This is a genomic window from Pseudomonas sp. G34 (genome assembly GCF_031119625.1).
Lineage (GTDB): Bacteria > Pseudomonadota > Gammaproteobacteria > Pseudomonadales > Pseudomonadaceae > Aquipseudomonas.
The window spans coordinates 90,296-104,204 of the sequence record NZ_JAVHZV010000016.1 but is presented as its reverse complement, the minus strand read 5'-3'; the positions used below and the strand labels follow the sequence as shown (position 1 = coordinate 104,204).

At 65.1% G+C, this 13,909-nt stretch carries 15 protein-coding genes; 8 read left to right on the top strand and 7 right to left on the bottom strand.

The features are described from left to right. Positions 1–42: 42 nt before the first annotated feature. The gene (locus tag QYS36_RS10510) at positions 43–480 is read left to right on the top strand and encodes a hypothetical protein (RefSeq protein WP_308839429.1); all 438 of its coding nucleotides are present in this window, start codon (positions 43–45) and stop codon (positions 478–480) included. A gap of 3 nt (positions 481–483) precedes the next feature. On the opposite strand, the gene QYS36_RS10505 is transcribed toward QYS36_RS10510, so the two are convergent. After that, the gene (locus QYS36_RS10505) at positions 484–750 is read right to left on the bottom strand and encodes a DUF1652 domain-containing protein (protein ID WP_308839428.1); all 267 of its coding nucleotides are present in this window, start codon (positions 748–750) and stop codon (positions 484–486) included. Positions 751–829: 79 nt separating this feature from the next. Beyond that, a complete protein-coding gene (locus QYS36_RS10500) occupies positions 830–1,054 on the bottom strand; it encodes a PLD nuclease N-terminal domain-containing protein (RefSeq protein WP_308839427.1) in 225 nt (74 codons plus the stop codon). A 415-nt stretch (positions 1,055–1,469) separates the two neighbouring features. Here QYS36_RS10500 and QYS36_RS10495 point away from each other — a divergent pair, with 415 nt between their 5' ends. Both QYS36_RS10495 and QYS36_RS10490 read left to right on the top strand, forming a co-directional pair. Continuing rightward, positions 1,470–1,811, top strand: coding sequence for a hypothetical protein (locus QYS36_RS10495; protein WP_308839426.1), 342 nt, complete (start codon positions 1,470–1,472; stop codon positions 1,809–1,811). 49 nt (positions 1,812–1,860) lie between these two features. Beyond that, the gene (locus QYS36_RS10490) at positions 1,861–2,133 is read left to right on the top strand and encodes a DUF1652 domain-containing protein (protein WP_308839425.1); all 273 of its coding nucleotides are present in this window, start codon (positions 1,861–1,863) and stop codon (positions 2,131–2,133) included. Here QYS36_RS10490 and QYS36_RS10485 read toward each other — a convergent pair. The 4 genes from QYS36_RS10485 to denD form a co-directional block, all read right to left on the bottom strand. Further along, a complete protein-coding gene (locus tag QYS36_RS10485) occupies positions 2,130–3,929 on the bottom strand; it encodes a methyl-accepting chemotaxis protein (protein WP_308839424.1) in 1,800 nt (599 codons plus the stop codon). The genes QYS36_RS10490 and QYS36_RS10485 overlap by 4 nt on opposite strands. A 253-nt stretch (positions 3,930–4,182) precedes the next feature. Then, positions 4,183–5,343, bottom strand: coding sequence for a mandelate racemase/muconate lactonizing enzyme family protein (locus QYS36_RS10480; protein WP_308839423.1), 1,161 nt, complete (start codon positions 5,341–5,343; stop codon positions 4,183–4,185). A 184-nt stretch (positions 5,344–5,527) separates the two neighbouring features. Next, positions 5,528–6,934 carry a gluconate:H+ symporter gene (locus tag QYS36_RS10475; RefSeq protein ID WP_308839422.1) on the bottom strand — a complete coding sequence of 469 codons (1,407 nt, stop codon included), beginning with the start codon at positions 6,932–6,934 and terminating at the stop codon, positions 5,528–5,530. A gap of 55 nt (positions 6,935–6,989) precedes the next feature. Then, on the bottom strand, positions 6,990–7,946 hold the full coding sequence (gene denD / locus QYS36_RS10470) for a D-erythronate dehydrogenase (RefSeq protein ID WP_308839421.1): 957 nt from the start codon (positions 7,944–7,946) through the stop codon (positions 6,990–6,992). A gap of 190 nt (positions 7,947–8,136) precedes the next feature. Here denD and QYS36_RS10465 point away from each other — a divergent pair, with 190 nt between their 5' ends. The 5 genes from QYS36_RS10465 to otnI are packed head-to-tail and all read left to right on the top strand — an operon-like array spanning position 8,137 to position 12,616. Further along, positions 8,137–8,847 carry a FadR/GntR family transcriptional regulator gene (locus QYS36_RS10465; RefSeq protein ID WP_308839599.1) on the top strand — a complete coding sequence of 237 codons (711 nt, stop codon included), beginning with the start codon at positions 8,137–8,139 and terminating at the stop codon, positions 8,845–8,847. Then, positions 8,834–9,922: an L-threonate dehydrogenase gene (gene ltnD / locus QYS36_RS10460; RefSeq protein WP_308839420.1), complete on the top strand. Its 1,089-nt coding sequence runs from the start codon at positions 8,834–8,836 to the stop codon at positions 9,920–9,922. Before QYS36_RS10465 ends, ltnD begins: the two co-directional genes overlap by 14 nt. A 2-nt stretch (positions 9,923–9,924) precedes the next feature. Next, positions 9,925–11,196, top strand: a complete 1,272-nt coding sequence (gene otnK, locus QYS36_RS10455; RefSeq protein ID WP_308839419.1) for a 3-oxo-tetronate kinase — start codon at positions 9,925–9,927, stop codon at positions 11,194–11,196. Further along, positions 11,193–11,834: a 3-oxo-tetronate 4-phosphate decarboxylase gene (otnC, locus tag QYS36_RS10450; RefSeq protein ID WP_308839418.1), complete on the top strand. Its 642-nt coding sequence runs from the start codon at positions 11,193–11,195 to the stop codon at positions 11,832–11,834. The genes otnK and otnC overlap by 4 nt, the downstream gene beginning before the upstream one ends. Before the next feature lie 5 nt (positions 11,835–11,839). Next, a complete protein-coding gene (gene otnI, locus QYS36_RS10445) occupies positions 11,840–12,616 on the top strand; it encodes a 2-oxo-tetronate isomerase (protein WP_308839417.1) in 777 nt (258 codons plus the stop codon). Between the two features lie 167 nt (positions 12,617–12,783). Here otnI and QYS36_RS10440 read toward each other — a convergent pair whose 3' ends face one another. After that, a complete protein-coding gene (locus QYS36_RS10440) occupies positions 12,784–13,821 on the bottom strand; it encodes a LacI family DNA-binding transcriptional regulator (RefSeq protein WP_308839416.1) in 1,038 nt (345 codons plus the stop codon). Between the last annotated feature and the right edge of the window lie 88 nt (positions 13,822–13,909).

The following is a 13,909-nucleotide window of genomic DNA, read 5'->3' as shown; positions in this document are numbered from 1 at the left end:
TCGAATCCAGGGACAGTCGACAATCACGCTACGGAGAACGACATGGGCGAATTCAGGATTTATCTCGACGACCAACTGCTGTGTGCGACCACTTCACCGGTGCTGGCGCAAGCAGCCTGGAACCGTGCCTCACGTGATGCCCGCGTGGCCGAGAAGGGCGGCTCGGTGCGCGCCTACGAAGGTGAAGTGACCGTGGCGGAGATGCGCCCCGAGCCGCGGGTGGGCCACCCATGGCCCGATGGTCGTGATCACCAGCCCGATCTGCGTGACGTGTGGGACAGCCTGTTGCGCGTGTTCAGGCAGCAGGGCCTGGATGATCAGGCACTCACCGGCGCGCTCAACCGCTTCGGGCTCACCACGGCAAGTGTGGAAGCCTCGGTACAGGATCAGTTGGACGGTCGCACGGTGCCGACGGCGGCCGAACTGGTGGTACTGCTCGATGCCGTTTACCAGGATCGCCAACGCCAGCCCCAGGCTTGAGCCTCAGGGCAGGCGCAGCTTGTTCACGCAATGGCGCGTGAACAACTCGGGCTTTTCCAGGCGTATGCGCTCTTCGATCAGTTCGATAATGGTGAAAACCTCCGTTGGAGTCAGCGATGTTCTGCAGGGAATATCGCGTACTTCTAGGGAGGTTTGCGAATCCACTTCCGAAAGTCGCACGACCATGTGCGTCGGCGACTCCAATGACACCTGTACAACCAATGGCTGGAAATAGTTGTACAGCAATGCAGCAGCGTCCAGGAATCTCATCTTTGCCACAACTATTGCTCTCGGTATTACTCCCTTATTAGTGGCATAGTGGATGAACGATACGTATTGTCAATCACCGTTACTTACTTTGTTCCGGCGAGGTGGGTGGTTTTGGCATGCCCCGCGGGCCGGCATATCCCCAGATGATCAAACCGATTACCGGCAATAGCACGATAATCAATGCCCACATCAGGCGCGTATTCAGAGGCTTGTCGCTGCGCCACAGATTCATGATGGTGACCAGGTCAACGAAGGCGATGACGACGAATGCGCCGAGCCAGAAAAGCAGCGAAGGATCGCCCATGGCGGATCTCCTTTCTTTGCGGCGAAGGCCCGTGGGTTCGGGTGTTCGCGGGGTGGTAGAGCGGCGTTGATGGCGCTCGCCGACAGCGGGGTCGGCGCTCGCTCGAGCGCCCGGCGGCCTGACAGTGCACCGGCGCTGTTTATTTCGAAGTGTCGCTAGTTGATTAAGTTCGCTCGAAAAGATGGTCGGCCCTATGGCATTACACGTTAGGCCGAGTTGATGACGGAGAAGACGTGCAGGATGCCCGTGCACGACGACCCGGTTCATGCAAAGTGCAAGACCTTTGCACAAGCGCAAGCGGCGCGATATTCAATAAAACCGGCATATTCATTTAATGGCTGAAGTTGGCATATGTGATGCACCTCCCCGAGGGCAGCAATGACTAACTGCCCACGGCCAATAAGAGGATCGCCAAATGAATACTGCCAACCTCGACCAACTAAGTGTTGCATTGCCCGATCATACGGTTTCCATCACCCCGCGCCCGGATGGCATGTACCTGCTGTGCATCAGCCGGGAAGGCGAGAACATTTTCCTCAAGGCGGTCGACAAGCTGGCCGTGGATACCGAAGACGGTGCCCGCGCGCTGCAGCGCGAGATCCTGCGCGACCGCAAGCTGGTCAGCGGCGAGGTGAACTGGAAGGGCACTGGCGCGCAATGGGTGTCGCGCAAGTTGCCGACCTTCACCGGTGCACCGGTGAACCCCACCGCTGCCAAGATGATGTGGTCACGCCGCAACCTGGATGCCCTGCATTGATTGCCAAAAAAAGCCCCGTCGATTCGGGGCTTTGTGCGTGGCGGTGAAGGTGAGCACGACAGCCGAGGCGCTGCCCGCCGATGAATTGAAGGCACAGCTGGAAGCGGCCTTTCTGCCCTGGCTGTGCCGATGCACGATCACCCACGAGGATGAGCTGGTGGTGCAGATCCGGGATCCTGCCAGCGCTGATGTGCTGTTGCAGGTGCTCGGTCGGCCTGTGTCGAGCCTGCGCAGGGCTGGAGAGTTGCAGCGCTTTATCCTGCAGCTGCGTCAGGAGTTGCAGGAGCGCGCTCGCCTCGATGCGGCGAGCCCGGATGCCTAAGCCTTGCCCAGCAGGCGCGAGGCATCGAAGCCCATGCGCATGTTGCCCCAGTGGCGGCCTTCGAAGAAGAACGGCACGTCGATCTCGGTCATGATTTCGCCGGTGTCGCGCAGGTAGGTCTGCAGCAGGAAGCGCTGGGTATTGCTCGCCGCACGCAGGCCTACGGGGTCGGAGAACATGCGCTTGTTGCGGCACACCGGCAGGTCGACGGCACGGTCGCCGGTGGGCGCCTTGGATACCCAGCTGTTGTTCACCGGGCAGTAGCCCTTGGTGTCGACGATAAAGGTGACGATGCCGCCGGGCGTGCCCTTGGTCAGCCGGTCGATCTCTTCCTGGCAGATCTGGGCGAAACGTTCGGTGTAGCCGGTCATGTATTGCTTGGGGTCGGTGTTGGCGATCAGCTTGTAGTTCTGGTCGAACAGGTTCACCCCTTCACGCTGCAGCGTCGCCAGGCGCGCCTGCAGGGCGTCGCGGCACTGGGTGGCGCGGGTGATGGCGGCATCGAGCTCGCCCTCGCCGAGCACGAAACGGCCCAGCAATGTCTGCACCCGCTCGGCAACCGCGGACAGATCCCGCGTGGCGGTAGCCGAACGCTGCATGCGCTGGTCGATGGCCTGGCTGTCGGCGTGAATCTGGGTGACGCGGTCATTGATGCCGGTGTTGGCATCGGCCACCTGCTGGATGTGCTCGGCGATCTCCGCCAGCTTGCCGTTGGTGGACTCGAAATCGCTGATCATGGTCTCGAAGTGGCCCGTGGCCCGCTCGACCACCACCTGGGTTTCCCGGGCGCTCTGGCTGATGCGCGCGGTCTGCTCGTGGGTGGTGCTGACCTCCTTGAGCATGGCGTCGATGTTCTGCGAGATGTCGCCGGTGGCGCGGCTGACGTTCTGCGCCAGGGTACGCACCTCGTCGGCGACCACCGCAAAGCCGCGGCCGCTTTCCCCGGCCCGGGCCGCTTCGATGGCCGCGTTGAGGGCCAGCAGGTTGGTCTGCGAGGAAATCTGCTGGATCAGCCCGACCACTGACTTGATGTTCGAGGAGCGCTCATTGAGCGCCGAAACCAGGGTGCTGAATTCGTTGAGGCTGCTGGAGATGGCGCTGATGTTGCCGGTGACTTCCAGCAGTTCGGCGTAGGAGTCCTGGGCCATGCCCAGGTTGTGCGCGGTGGTGCTGGAGATCGCCTGGGTCTGCTGCGAGACCTCTTCGATGCGGCCGACGGCGCTGTTGCTCTCGCTCATCACTTCATTGGCGAAGCGCGCCTGGTGGGTGGCGCTGTCGCTGGAGTCGCTGATGTTCTTCAAGGAACGGGCGGACTCGACGGCGATCTGTACGGTCAGCGCCTGCACATTGCTGATGATCTCGCGCTGCTTGGCCAGGAAGCGGTTGCAGGTGCTGGCCAGGGTGCGGATTTCATCGTGGGTGAGCAGGGGCAGGTCGCGGGACAGGTCGCCTTCACCGCTGGCGATTTCTTCCAGGGCACGGGTCATGTTGTCGACCGGGCGCACGATCAGGTGGCGGAAGTACCAGACCATGAAGCTGACCATGGCCAGGGTAAACAGCGCGCTGAGCGCCAGGGCGGTGCCCAGCGTGTCGAGCTTGCCTTCCACCTGCGCTAGCAGCGCCGGGTCGAGTTGTGCGCCGTGCAGCAGTTGCACGATGTCGGCACGCAGGCTGAGGGCCACCCAGACCAGCAGGCCGCTGACCAGCACGAGCAGGAACAGGCTGGATAATTTCTTGGTCAGGGTATCGAAAAAGTGCATTTCGATGGAATCGTACAGCGACTTTAACGACTGCATGTTGCAGCTCCTGACAGAGAAAAGATCCTTGGATTTCCACTACTTCGACCGGCCACGCGCAACCTTTAGTCAAAATCGTTCAGGTTGGCGACCTTTACCTACGGTGGTGAATGTGGCAGGGGCGCGCAGTGTAGTGCGTCGCCTGCCGAGGATAAAGCGTTCAGCATACAAAAAAATGACGTCAAATCTGCTTGCTGGAACGCCGCCACCGGCGCCGTGCCGGTGGCGGCCGTTTCGCTCGGGCCAAAGGGGCTCAGGCGCGCCTGCCGAACTCCGCCTGTTGGGCGGTCCAGCCGGCCACCCGTTGGCTGAGCGAGAGGCCCAGGCCAGGGCGGTTCGGCACCCGCATGCGGCCATCGCGGGTTTCCAGGCGCTCGTTGAACAGCGGCTCCAGCCATTCGAAGTGTTCCACCCAGGGCTCGGTCGGGTAGGTGGCGGCCAGGTGCACATGCAGCTCCATGGCGAAGTGCGGGGCGAGCATCACGCCGGCCTGTTCGGCCATGGCGGCGATCTTCAGGAACGGGGTGATACCACCGACCCGTGGGCCGTCCGGCATCAGGTAGTCGGCGCCGCGGGCTTTGATGAATTCGGCGTGCTCGGCCACGCTGGTGAGCATCTCACCGGTGGCGATCGGCGTGTCGAACGCGGCGGCCAAGGCGGCGTGGCCTTCGGCGTCGTAGCAGTCCAGTGGCTCCTCGATCCACACCAGGTTGAATTCCTCGAACCTGCGGCACATGCGCTGGGCAGTGGGGCGGTCCCATTGCTGATTGGCGTCGACCATCAGCGGGAAGTCGTCGCCCAGGTGCTGGCGAATGGTGGCGACGCGGTGCAGGTCGAGGGCCGAATCGGGCTGGCCGACTTTCAGCTTGATGCCGCCGATGCCTTTGTCCCGCGACAGGTCGGTGTTCACTTTCAACTGATCCAGTGGCGTATGCAGGAAGCCGCCGGAGGTGTTGTAGCAGCGCACCGAGTCGCGCTGGGCGCCGAGCAGGCGGGCCAGGGACAGGTTGGCGCGTTTGGCTTTGAGGTCCCACAGGGCCACGTCGAAGGCGCCGATGGCCTGGGTCGACAGGCCGCTGCGACCCACCGAGGCGCCGGCCCAGCACAGTTTGGTCCACAGCTTCTGGATGTCGCTGGGGTTCTCGCCGAGCAGCGCCGGGGCGATTTCCTGGGCATGGGCGAACTGGCCGGGGCCGCCGGCACGTTTCGAATAGCTGAAGCCCAGGCCGCGGTGGCCGTCCTTGCTCTCGATCTCCACGAACAGCATGGCGATCTCGGTCATCGGCTTCTGCCGGCCGGTCAGCACCTTGGCATCGCTGATCGGGTTGGCCAGGGGCAGGAACACCGAAGCCACGCGTACCCAGGCGATCTGATCCTGGTCCGCGCAGCCTTGGAAAGGGGTGTGGTCACTCACGCTGATTACCTCGCTCGACGTTATCGTAGGGGCCGCCAGCGGCTGGAAACTGCTGGCGTGACCCTGGACGTTAAGCTGATTGGGTAATCATTCAAGCCTGTAGTGGCGCGCCTTCTTGAGGCGCCTGTCGCGGTTCGAGAAGCCGGCAGCCACGGCTTTTGCAGGCCATGGCTGCCGGCGGCGCTCAACCAAGAATGGCGTTGAACAGCAGAAGCGTCAGCAGCGAGGTGAGCCAGCCCAGGGTGGTGGGCACCGACCAGGTGAGCAACTGATGCTTGGCGTTCTTCACGCCCAGCATGCGGTTGACCACCCAGAAGTAGCTGTCGTTGAAGTAGCCGAAGACCATCGAACCAATGGCGGCGGCCTGGGCGGCGAACACCATGTTCACATCGGGGATGGTCGCCAGGATCGGCGCAGAGATCGACGCACCGGTGATCATCGCCACGGTGCCGCTGCCCTGGATAAGGCGCACCAGCGAGGCGATCACGAAGGGGATCAGCACCGCCGGCAACGGCAGCGTCGCCACCCATTCGCCCATGTACTGGCCGGCGCCGCTGTCACGCAGCACGGCGCCCAGGGCGCCACCGGCGCCGGTCACCAGCAGGATGATCCCGGCGCTTTCCACACCCTTTTCCATCTCGGCGATCACTTCATCGCGGGGACGACGCGGCACCAGGCCATAAAGGGCGACGACCACGCCCAGGCCGACCGCGATCACCGGGTTGCCGAGAAAGGCCACGGTCTGGCCGAGCAGGCTCTGCTGCAAGGTGCTGCCGGCATCCAGCTTGGCGACCACGCCGATCAGGGTGTTGGCGAAGATCAGCAGAATCGGCAACAGGATCGGCAGCATCGACAGCCACAGCGGCGGCAGCTCGGCTTCACGCTCGTCCGCGCGCTGCAGCACGTCGCGATAGGCCACCGCCGGATCGACGGGCGCCTGGCCGCTCTGGGCGATCATCGCCTCGATGCGCGGCCCCATGAAGCGGGCGTAGGCGACCAGCACGAAGGTAGCGGGCAATGTGAACACCACGCCCCAGAACATCATCAGGCCGACATCGATATTGAAGATCCCGGCGATGCCCAGCGGCCCCGGGGTTGGCGGCACCGCGTGGTGGGTGAGCATCAGGCCGCCGGCCAGGGCGATGCCCAGGGTCAGCATGGATTTGCCGGTGTTGCGCGACAGCGCGCGCACCAGCGGATTGAGGATGACGAATGCCGAATCGCAGAAGATCGGTACCGAGACGATGTAGCCGGTGACCATCATCGCCCACTCTTCACGCTTGTTGCCCAGCCAGCGCACGAAACTGTAGGCCATGCGTTCGGCCGCGCCGGAGACTTCCAGCAGGCGGCCCATCATCACCCCGAAGCCGATCACCAGGCCGATGGTGGACAACGTGGTGCCGAAGCCGGTGGTGATCGATTTGACCAGGGCATCGGGCGCCATGCCGCCGACCAGGCCGGAGATGGACGCGGCGATGATCAAAGCCAGCAGCGCGTGGATACGGGTCTTGAGCACGAGCACGATGAGCACGACGATGGCCAGAACCAGGCCAACCATCAGCTGTGGCCCGGCGATGGAGGTTGCTTGCATGGTGGATTCCTCTTGTTGTTATTAGATGCAACGGTTGCGGCGCTGGCCGCGTTGGCTAACGACTCATGTCGCGTTGGTGAGCCCTGATCACCGCGTCGAAGTCCTGGTCGGCGGTGAAGCCCAGTTCACGCGAGCGGGTGATGTCGAAGTCGCCGGGCCAGCTGCACACGATGCGCTGGATGCGCTCGTCCGGCTCATGGCTGACCCGCTGGCGCGCCGCTTCGCCGCCAACCCGGGCGAGGCTGTCGAGCATCTCGCTGACCCGCACGCTGATGCCCGGCAGGTTGAGCGTGCGGCGCTGGCCGAGGGCCTCGGCCTCCAGGCGCGCGGCATGAATCAGGTTGGCGATCACCGTGCCGGGCGAGGACAGCCACAGGCGGGTGTCGAGCGGCACCGGGCAGTTGCTGGCCTGGCCGGCCAGCGGTTCACGCAGGATGCCGCTGGCGAACGACGAGGCGGCGGCGTTGGGTTTGCCGGGGCGCACGGAAATCGTCGGCAACCGACACACGCGAGCATCGACGAAGCCCTTGCGCGAGTAGTCGTTGATCAGCAGTTCGGCCATGGCCTTCTGCGCCCCGTAGGACGACTGCGGCAGCGGTGAGAGTGACTCGGGCACCTGCTCGGGCAGCGGCCCGCCGAATACCGCGAGGGAACTGGCGAATATGAAGCGCGGCGCCCGGCCCGCTTGGCGGCAGTGTTCGAGCAGGGCGCGGGTGGCGTCGAAATTGATGCGCAGGCCGAGGTCGAAGTCCGCTTCGGCCTGGCCGCTTACGATGGCGGCCAGGTGATAGATCAGGTGGGTGTCGGCATCGATCAGCGAGGCGAGGAAGGCGGGATCGGCAATGTCGCCGGTGCGCGACTCGACGCGTGGATCGATGATCGGGCAGGCGGCCAGATCCGCCGAAACGATGCGCCCGCCAGGCGGCAGGAGGTCGTGCGCATCGGGCGAGAGCAGCGCCTCGATCAGTCTTGCACCGAGAAAGCCGGCGCCGCCAGTTACCAGTATGTTCATGGATCACGCTCCGCTGGGGAGAATATCCGGGCATTCGGATGCCCCGTATTCTTGTTGTTGGATGAACTAGGTGACAGGAAGTTGTCATGTTGTATGATGAATTTAACGTTGGCGCAACCGTTCGCGTCGTTCTCGTGAGTTCGAGGCGCGCGAGAACCGTCGGGAAGGTTGCCGGGAGATCACTGTGCAGATGCTGAACGAAGCCACCCCCAAGCTCGCCGAGAGGCTGGCCAAGCGCCTGAGCGAGGCGGTGCACGACGGCGAGCTGGGCGCCGGTACGCGGCTGCCCACCGAGCAGGCCTTGTGCGACCAGTACGGGGTCAGCCGCACTGTGGTGCGCGAGGCCATTTCCATGCTCAAGCGCGAAGGCATGCTCATTTCCCGCCAGGGCAGTGGCACCTACGTGACCAGCAAGCCCTCGGTGGCCTTGCGCCTGTCGCAGCCGCAAGGCGATTTCTCGGCGGTGGTGGAGATCCTTGAACTGCGCAGCGCACTGGAAACAAAGGCCGCCGAGCTGGCCGCCAGCCGTCGCGACAATGCCCACCTGCGGGCGATGCGCAACGCCCTGGCCGAACTCGACGAAGCGGTCGAGCGTGGTGAGGACGGCGTCAGGCAGGACCTGGCCTTTCACCGCTGCGTGGTGGCCGCGACCGGCAACCAGCACTTTCTGGAAACCATCGATTTTTTGCACCAGTTGCTGCAGCAGGCCATTGCCGTGACCCGCCGCAACGAGGCGCGCAACGCCCACTACATGCAGCAGGTCGACCACGAACACCACGCCTTGCTGGAGGCCATCGCCGCCGGCGACAGCGAGGCCGCGCGCCAGGCCGCCTCCACGCACCTGTGCAACGCCGAAACCCGCCTGCGTGAGGCGCGCAGCGAGGCTGATGGCGACGGATAACAGGCCGTTGAAAAACGTTAGCGAGGCAGCGGACGCGAGGCGAAAACAGCCGAGAAAGCGGAGTGTACGAGTTGTACATGAGCATTTTGAGGCTGTTTTCAACGAAGCGGCGGCAACGCAGGTAGTTTTTCGACGGCCTGATAACAATCACAAGAGGAGTCACAACATGACAGCCACATCCACCATTGGCGTGATCGGGCTCGGTTCCATGGGCCTGGGCATGGCGCGCTCGCTGTTGCGCGCTGGCCTGCCGGTCTGGGGCTACGACATTCGCGACGAGGTGCGCCGGGCCTTCGCCGCCGAGGGCGGCCTGCCGGTCGCCAGCCTGGGCGATCAGGCTGCGGGCAGCGACGTGCTGTTCATCGTGGTGGTCAATGCTCGGCAAACCGAAGCGTTGCTGTTCGACGAGCAGGGCATCGCGGCACGCCTGCGCCCGGGCACGGTGGTGGTGGCCTGCGCAACGATTGCCGCCGCCGCCGCGCGGCGTATCGCCAAACGCCTGGCCGAGCACCAGGTGGCGATGCTCGATGCGCCCATTTCCGGTGGCGCGGTGCGCGCCGCCGCCGGTGAGCTGACCATCATGGCCTCGGGGCCTGCGACGGCGTTCCAGCAGTGCGAAGCCGCGTTGGCGGCTGTGGCGGCCAAGGTCTATCGCCTCGGCGATGAAGCCGGGCAGGGCTCGCAGATCAAGCTGGTCAACCAGCTGCTCGCCGGCGTGCATATCGCCGCTGCTGCCGAAGCCATGGCCTATGGCATCCGCCAGGGCTGCGACCCGAAGGCGCTGTACGAGGTGATCAGCCATAGCGCCGGCAACTCCTGGATGTTCGAGAACCGCGTGCCGCACCTGCTGGCCGGCGATTACCAGCCGCGCTCGGCCGTCGATATCTTCGTCAAGGACCTCGGCCTGGTACTCGACAGTGCCCAGGACGCGGTTTTCCCGCTGCCGATGACGGCCAGCGCGCACCAGATGTTCAAGCAGGCCTCGGCCGCCGGCCTGGGCCGCGAGGATGACATCGCCGTGGCGAAGATCTTTCCCGGCATCCAGCTGCCTGTCGCCGCCAACGAGGAGATGTGACCATGCCGCTGATCGGATGCATTGCCGATGACTTCACCGGCGCCACCGACCTTGCCAGCATGTTCGTGCGCGGTGGCGCGCGCACCGTGCAGACCATCGGCATCCCGCAGCGCCCGCTGGAGCTTGGCGAGGCCGAGGTGCTGGTGGTCGCGCTGAAGTCGCGCAACCTGCCGCCCGAGGAGGCGGTAAAGCAGTCGCTGCAGGCCCTCCAATGGCTGCAGGCGCAGGGCTGCCGGCAGTTCTACTTCAAGTACTGTTCGACCTTCGACTCCACTGCCGAAGGCAATATCGGCCCGGTCAGCGACGCCTTGATGAGCGCCCTGGGCAGCGATTTCACCATCGCCTGCCCGGCATTCCCGGAAAACCGCCGCAGCGTGTTCAACGGTTACCTGTTCGCCAACGACGTGCTGCTCAACGAGAGCGGCATGCAGGACCATCCGCTCACGCCGATGGGGGACGCCAACCTGATGCGCGTGCTGCAACCGCAGACCCGTCAGCGCGTCGGCCTGATCGACTACCGCACCCTGCGTGCTGGCGTCGCGGCGACCCGCCAGCGGATCGCCGAACTGCGTGGCGAAGGGGTCGGCATCGCCATCAGCGATGCCACCGACAATGACGATTTGAGCGTACTGGGCGCCGCCTGCGCGCAGTTGCCCCTGGTAACCGCAGGCTCCGGCCTGGCCCTCGGCCTGGCCCAGGACTGGAAGGCCCGGGGCCTGCTGGGCGCGGGTAGCGAAGCCGGCAAACTGGACCCAGGCTGGGGGCGCCAGGCGATCCTCAGTGGCAGCTGCTCGCGGGCCACCTTGGCGCAGGTGGAGCAGGCGGCAGCGCTGTACCCGGCGTTTCGCCTCGAGGCCGGCGAGCTGATGGCCCGTGGCGACGAGCTGGTCGCCGAGGCATTGGCCTGGGCCGCCGGGCAACAAGGGCCGGTGCTGATCTACGCCAGCAGCCCGCCCGAGGAAGTACGCCGCGTGCAGCAGCAGTTCGGCAGCCAGCAGGTGGGCGAGCGCGTCGAGGCTGCGCTAGCCGCCATCGCCCGAGCATTGGTGGACGAGCAGGGCGTCGGGCAACTGCTGGTCGCCGGCGGCGAAACCTCGGGCGCGGTGGTGAACGCCCTGGATATCGGGGGCCTGCGCATCGGCCCGAGCATCGACCCGGGCGTGCCCTGGACGCAAACCCTGGGGCGTGCCGGCAAACCCTTGGCGCTGGCGCTCAAGTCCGGCAATTTCGGCAGCAGCGACTTCATGGTCAAGGCCTGGGGGAAACTGGCATGAGCAAAGAGAGCCTGTTGCGCGAAGAAATCGTCGAGATCGGCCGCTCCCTCTACGGGCGAGGCCTGAGCCCCGGCTCGTCGGGCAACATCAGCGTGCGCCTCGACGATGGCTGGCTGCTGACGCCCACCAATGCCTGCCTCGGCCGGCTGGACCCGGCCGACATCGCCAAGCTCGACTGGCAGGGCAATCACCTGGCCGGCAAACCGGCCTCCAAGGAAGCCTTCCTGCACCGCGCGGTGTACGAGGGGCGTGACGACTCGGGCGCCATCGTGCACCTGCACTGCACCCATTCGGCGGCGGTGTCCTGTCTCGATTGCCTGGATGCGAGTTCCTGCCTGCCGCCGCTGACGCCGTATTTCGTCATGCGAGTGGGGCGCCTGCCGCTGATTCCCTACCACCGCCCGGGTGACCCGCAGCTGGGCGAGGCGATTCGCGGCCTGGTCGGCCAGCACAGCTCGGTGCTGCTGGCCAACCACGGGCCCGTGGTGTCGGGCAAGAACCTGGAGGCGGCCACCTACGCCATCGAAGAACTCGAGGAGACCGCCAAGCTGTACCTGCTGCTGCGCCAGCAACCGACGCGGCCTCTAAACGATGAACAAATTGACGAGCTGCGCCAGACCTTCGGCGCCCAATGGTGATCGCAATGCCACGTTTCGCTGCCAACCTGAGCATGATGTTCACTGATGCGCCCTTCACGGAGCGCTTCGCCCGCGCCGCTGCCGCCGGCTTCAAGGGCGTGGAGTACCTGTTTCCCTATGACTATCCGGCTGCCGAGCTGGCTGAGCGATTGGCCGAAAATGGCTTGAGTCAGGTGCTGTTCAACCTGCCGCCGGGCGACTTCGCCGCCGGCGAGCGGGGTATCGCCGCCTTGCCGGGGCGCGAGGCGCAGTTCCGTGAAAGCGTCGACCAGGCCATCGAATACGCCCAGGCCCTGGGCTGCCCGCGACTGCATGCGATGGCCGGGCTGGTCAGTGACGAGGCGCTGCGCCCACGCATGCGCGAGGTGTACCTGGACAACCTGCGCTACGCGGCCCGGCGGCTTGCCGAGCAGAATCTGACCCTGCTGATCGAGCCGATCAACACCCGCTCCATACCGGGCTACTTCATCAACCGGCAGGCCGAGGGGCATGCCATCGTCGCCGAGTTGGGCGAGCCCAACCTCAAGGTGCAGATGGATTTCTTCCATGCGCAGATCATGGAAGGTGACCTGGCCGCCTGCTTCAAACGGTTCCAGGCGGGGGTCGGGCATATCCAGATCGCCGGGGTGCCGGATCGCCATGAGCCGGACCTTGGCGAAGTGAACTACGCCTACCTGTTCGCGCTGCTCGACGAGCTGGGCTACGACGGCTGGATCGGCTGCGAATACAACCCACGTGGGCTTACCGAAGATGGCTTGGGTTGGTTGGCGAATTGGCGCTGAGGGGCCTTTCTACCCCTTGGTGTACCGCCGCGGCTATCGCGTGGTCGGTGATTTGCGCAGGCGGGTGAAGGTATCCAGTCCGTGCCTGCGATTCTTCGCGGGCATGGCCCGCTCCCACAGGGATCGCTGCTCTTGTCAGATATCCGTCTAACAGGGGAAAGCAGCTTTCAGGCGCTCTGCCGCTCGACGATGCTGAAACCGCTATCGATGCGCACCTTCACCGGCTCCGCGTGGGGATGGTCGAGGCGCTGCAGCAGGGCGTGGGCTGCCTGCAGGCCGATCTCCGCGCCGTTGATGCGCACGGTAGACAATGTCGGCTGCAGGTGCACGGCGACGTTCAGGTCGCCAAAACCCATCACCGCCAGGTCGTCCGGCACACGGATGCCGCGTTCGGCGGCCTCCACCAGCACGCCGTGAGCCAGGGTGTCGGAGCTGCACACCAGCACCTCCGGTCGTTCGCCTGCGGCCAGCAGCCGTTGCAGCCCCTCGCGGCCAAGGTCGACAGTCGCCGGTGGCGGCAACACCACCCGCGGCACCTCACCAATACCCTGGCTGGCCAATTCCCCGACCAGGCTGTCGCAGCGGCGTTGGCCGCGTGGGTCGTCGAGGGTTACCACGGCAAAGCGCCGGTAGCCCTTGGCGGTCAGGTAGCGGGCGATGGCCACGCCGATCGCCTCGTGGGAAAAGCCCACCAGCATGTCCAGCGGTCGTGGCGCCAGGTCCCAGGTTTCGACGATGGGAATGCCCGAGCGCGACAGGCGCGTGCGGCTGGCCTTGGTGTGCAACGTGCCGGTGAGCACGATGCCGTCGGGGCGGCGGCGCAGGATGGTGTCGAGCAGCTGCTCTTCGCGCTCGGCGCTGTAGTTGGTCAAACCGATCAGGGTTTCGTGGCCCGCTTCGGTAAGGGTGTCGATCAGTGCCTGCACGGTGTCCGCGAAGATCGAATTGGCCACGGTCGGCACCAACAGGGAGATCAGCCGGCTGCGCTGTGCGCTGGCTTCGGTGAGCATGGCCGGCACGTAGCCGGTTAGCTGTACCGCGCGAAACACCCTTTCGCGCAATTCGGCGCGCACGATCTGCGGCTGGTTGAGGGTGCGCGACACGGTGATCGGTGATACGCCGGCGACCTTGGCGACATCCGCCAGGGTCGGCGCCTTGCCCGCCGGCAGACACGAGCGCGTGCGGGTGGGGCGGTCATCACTCATGGGCATCCTCGCGTGGGTTGTGCAGCGGGCGATAGTAGCAAGCCAGCGCTTGACTGCGCGCGTTGGCCGCAGGCGTTGCGCTATGCTG

What these genes read in the sequence shown, in the direction of transcription:
- QYS36_RS10510 (WP_308839429.1), top strand. Translation starts at nt 43, where the DNA reads ATGGGCGAATTCAGGATTTATCTCGACGACCAACTGCTGTGTGCGACC.
- QYS36_RS10505 (WP_308839428.1), bottom strand. Translation starts at nt 750, where the DNA reads ATGAGATTCCTGGACGCTGCTGCATTGCTGTACAACTATTTCCAGCCA.
- QYS36_RS10500 (WP_308839427.1), bottom strand. Translation starts at nt 1,054, where the DNA reads ATGGGCGATCCTTCGCTGCTTTTCTGGCTCGGCGCATTCGTCGTCATC.
- QYS36_RS10495 (WP_308839426.1), top strand. Translation starts at nt 1,470, where the DNA reads ATGAATACTGCCAACCTCGACCAACTAAGTGTTGCATTGCCCGATCAT.
- QYS36_RS10485 (WP_308839424.1), bottom strand. Translation starts at nt 3,929, where the DNA reads ATGCAGTCGTTAAAGTCGCTGTACGATTCCATCGAAATGCACTTTTTC.
- QYS36_RS10475 (WP_308839422.1), bottom strand. Translation starts at nt 6,934, where the DNA reads ATGCAAGCAACCTCCATCGCCGGGCCACAGCTGATGGTTGGCCTGGTT.
- denD (WP_308839421.1), bottom strand. Translation starts at nt 7,946, where the DNA reads ATGAACATACTGGTAACTGGCGGCGCCGGCTTTCTCGGTGCAAGACTG.
- QYS36_RS10465 (WP_308839599.1), top strand. Translation starts at nt 8,137, where the DNA reads ATGCTGAACGAAGCCACCCCCAAGCTCGCCGAGAGGCTGGCCAAGCGC.
- ltnD (WP_308839420.1), top strand. Translation starts at nt 8,834, where the DNA reads ATGGCGACGGATAACAGGCCGTTGAAAAACGTTAGCGAGGCAGCGGAC.
- otnK (WP_308839419.1), top strand. Translation starts at nt 9,925, where the DNA reads ATGCCGCTGATCGGATGCATTGCCGATGACTTCACCGGCGCCACCGAC.
- otnC (WP_308839418.1), top strand. Translation starts at nt 11,193, where the DNA reads ATGAGCAAAGAGAGCCTGTTGCGCGAAGAAATCGTCGAGATCGGCCGC.
- otnI (WP_308839417.1), top strand. Translation starts at nt 11,840, where the DNA reads ATGCCACGTTTCGCTGCCAACCTGAGCATGATGTTCACTGATGCGCCC.
- QYS36_RS10440 (WP_308839416.1), bottom strand. Translation starts at nt 13,821, where the DNA reads ATGAGTGATGACCGCCCCACCCGCACGCGCTCGTGTCTGCCGGCGGGC.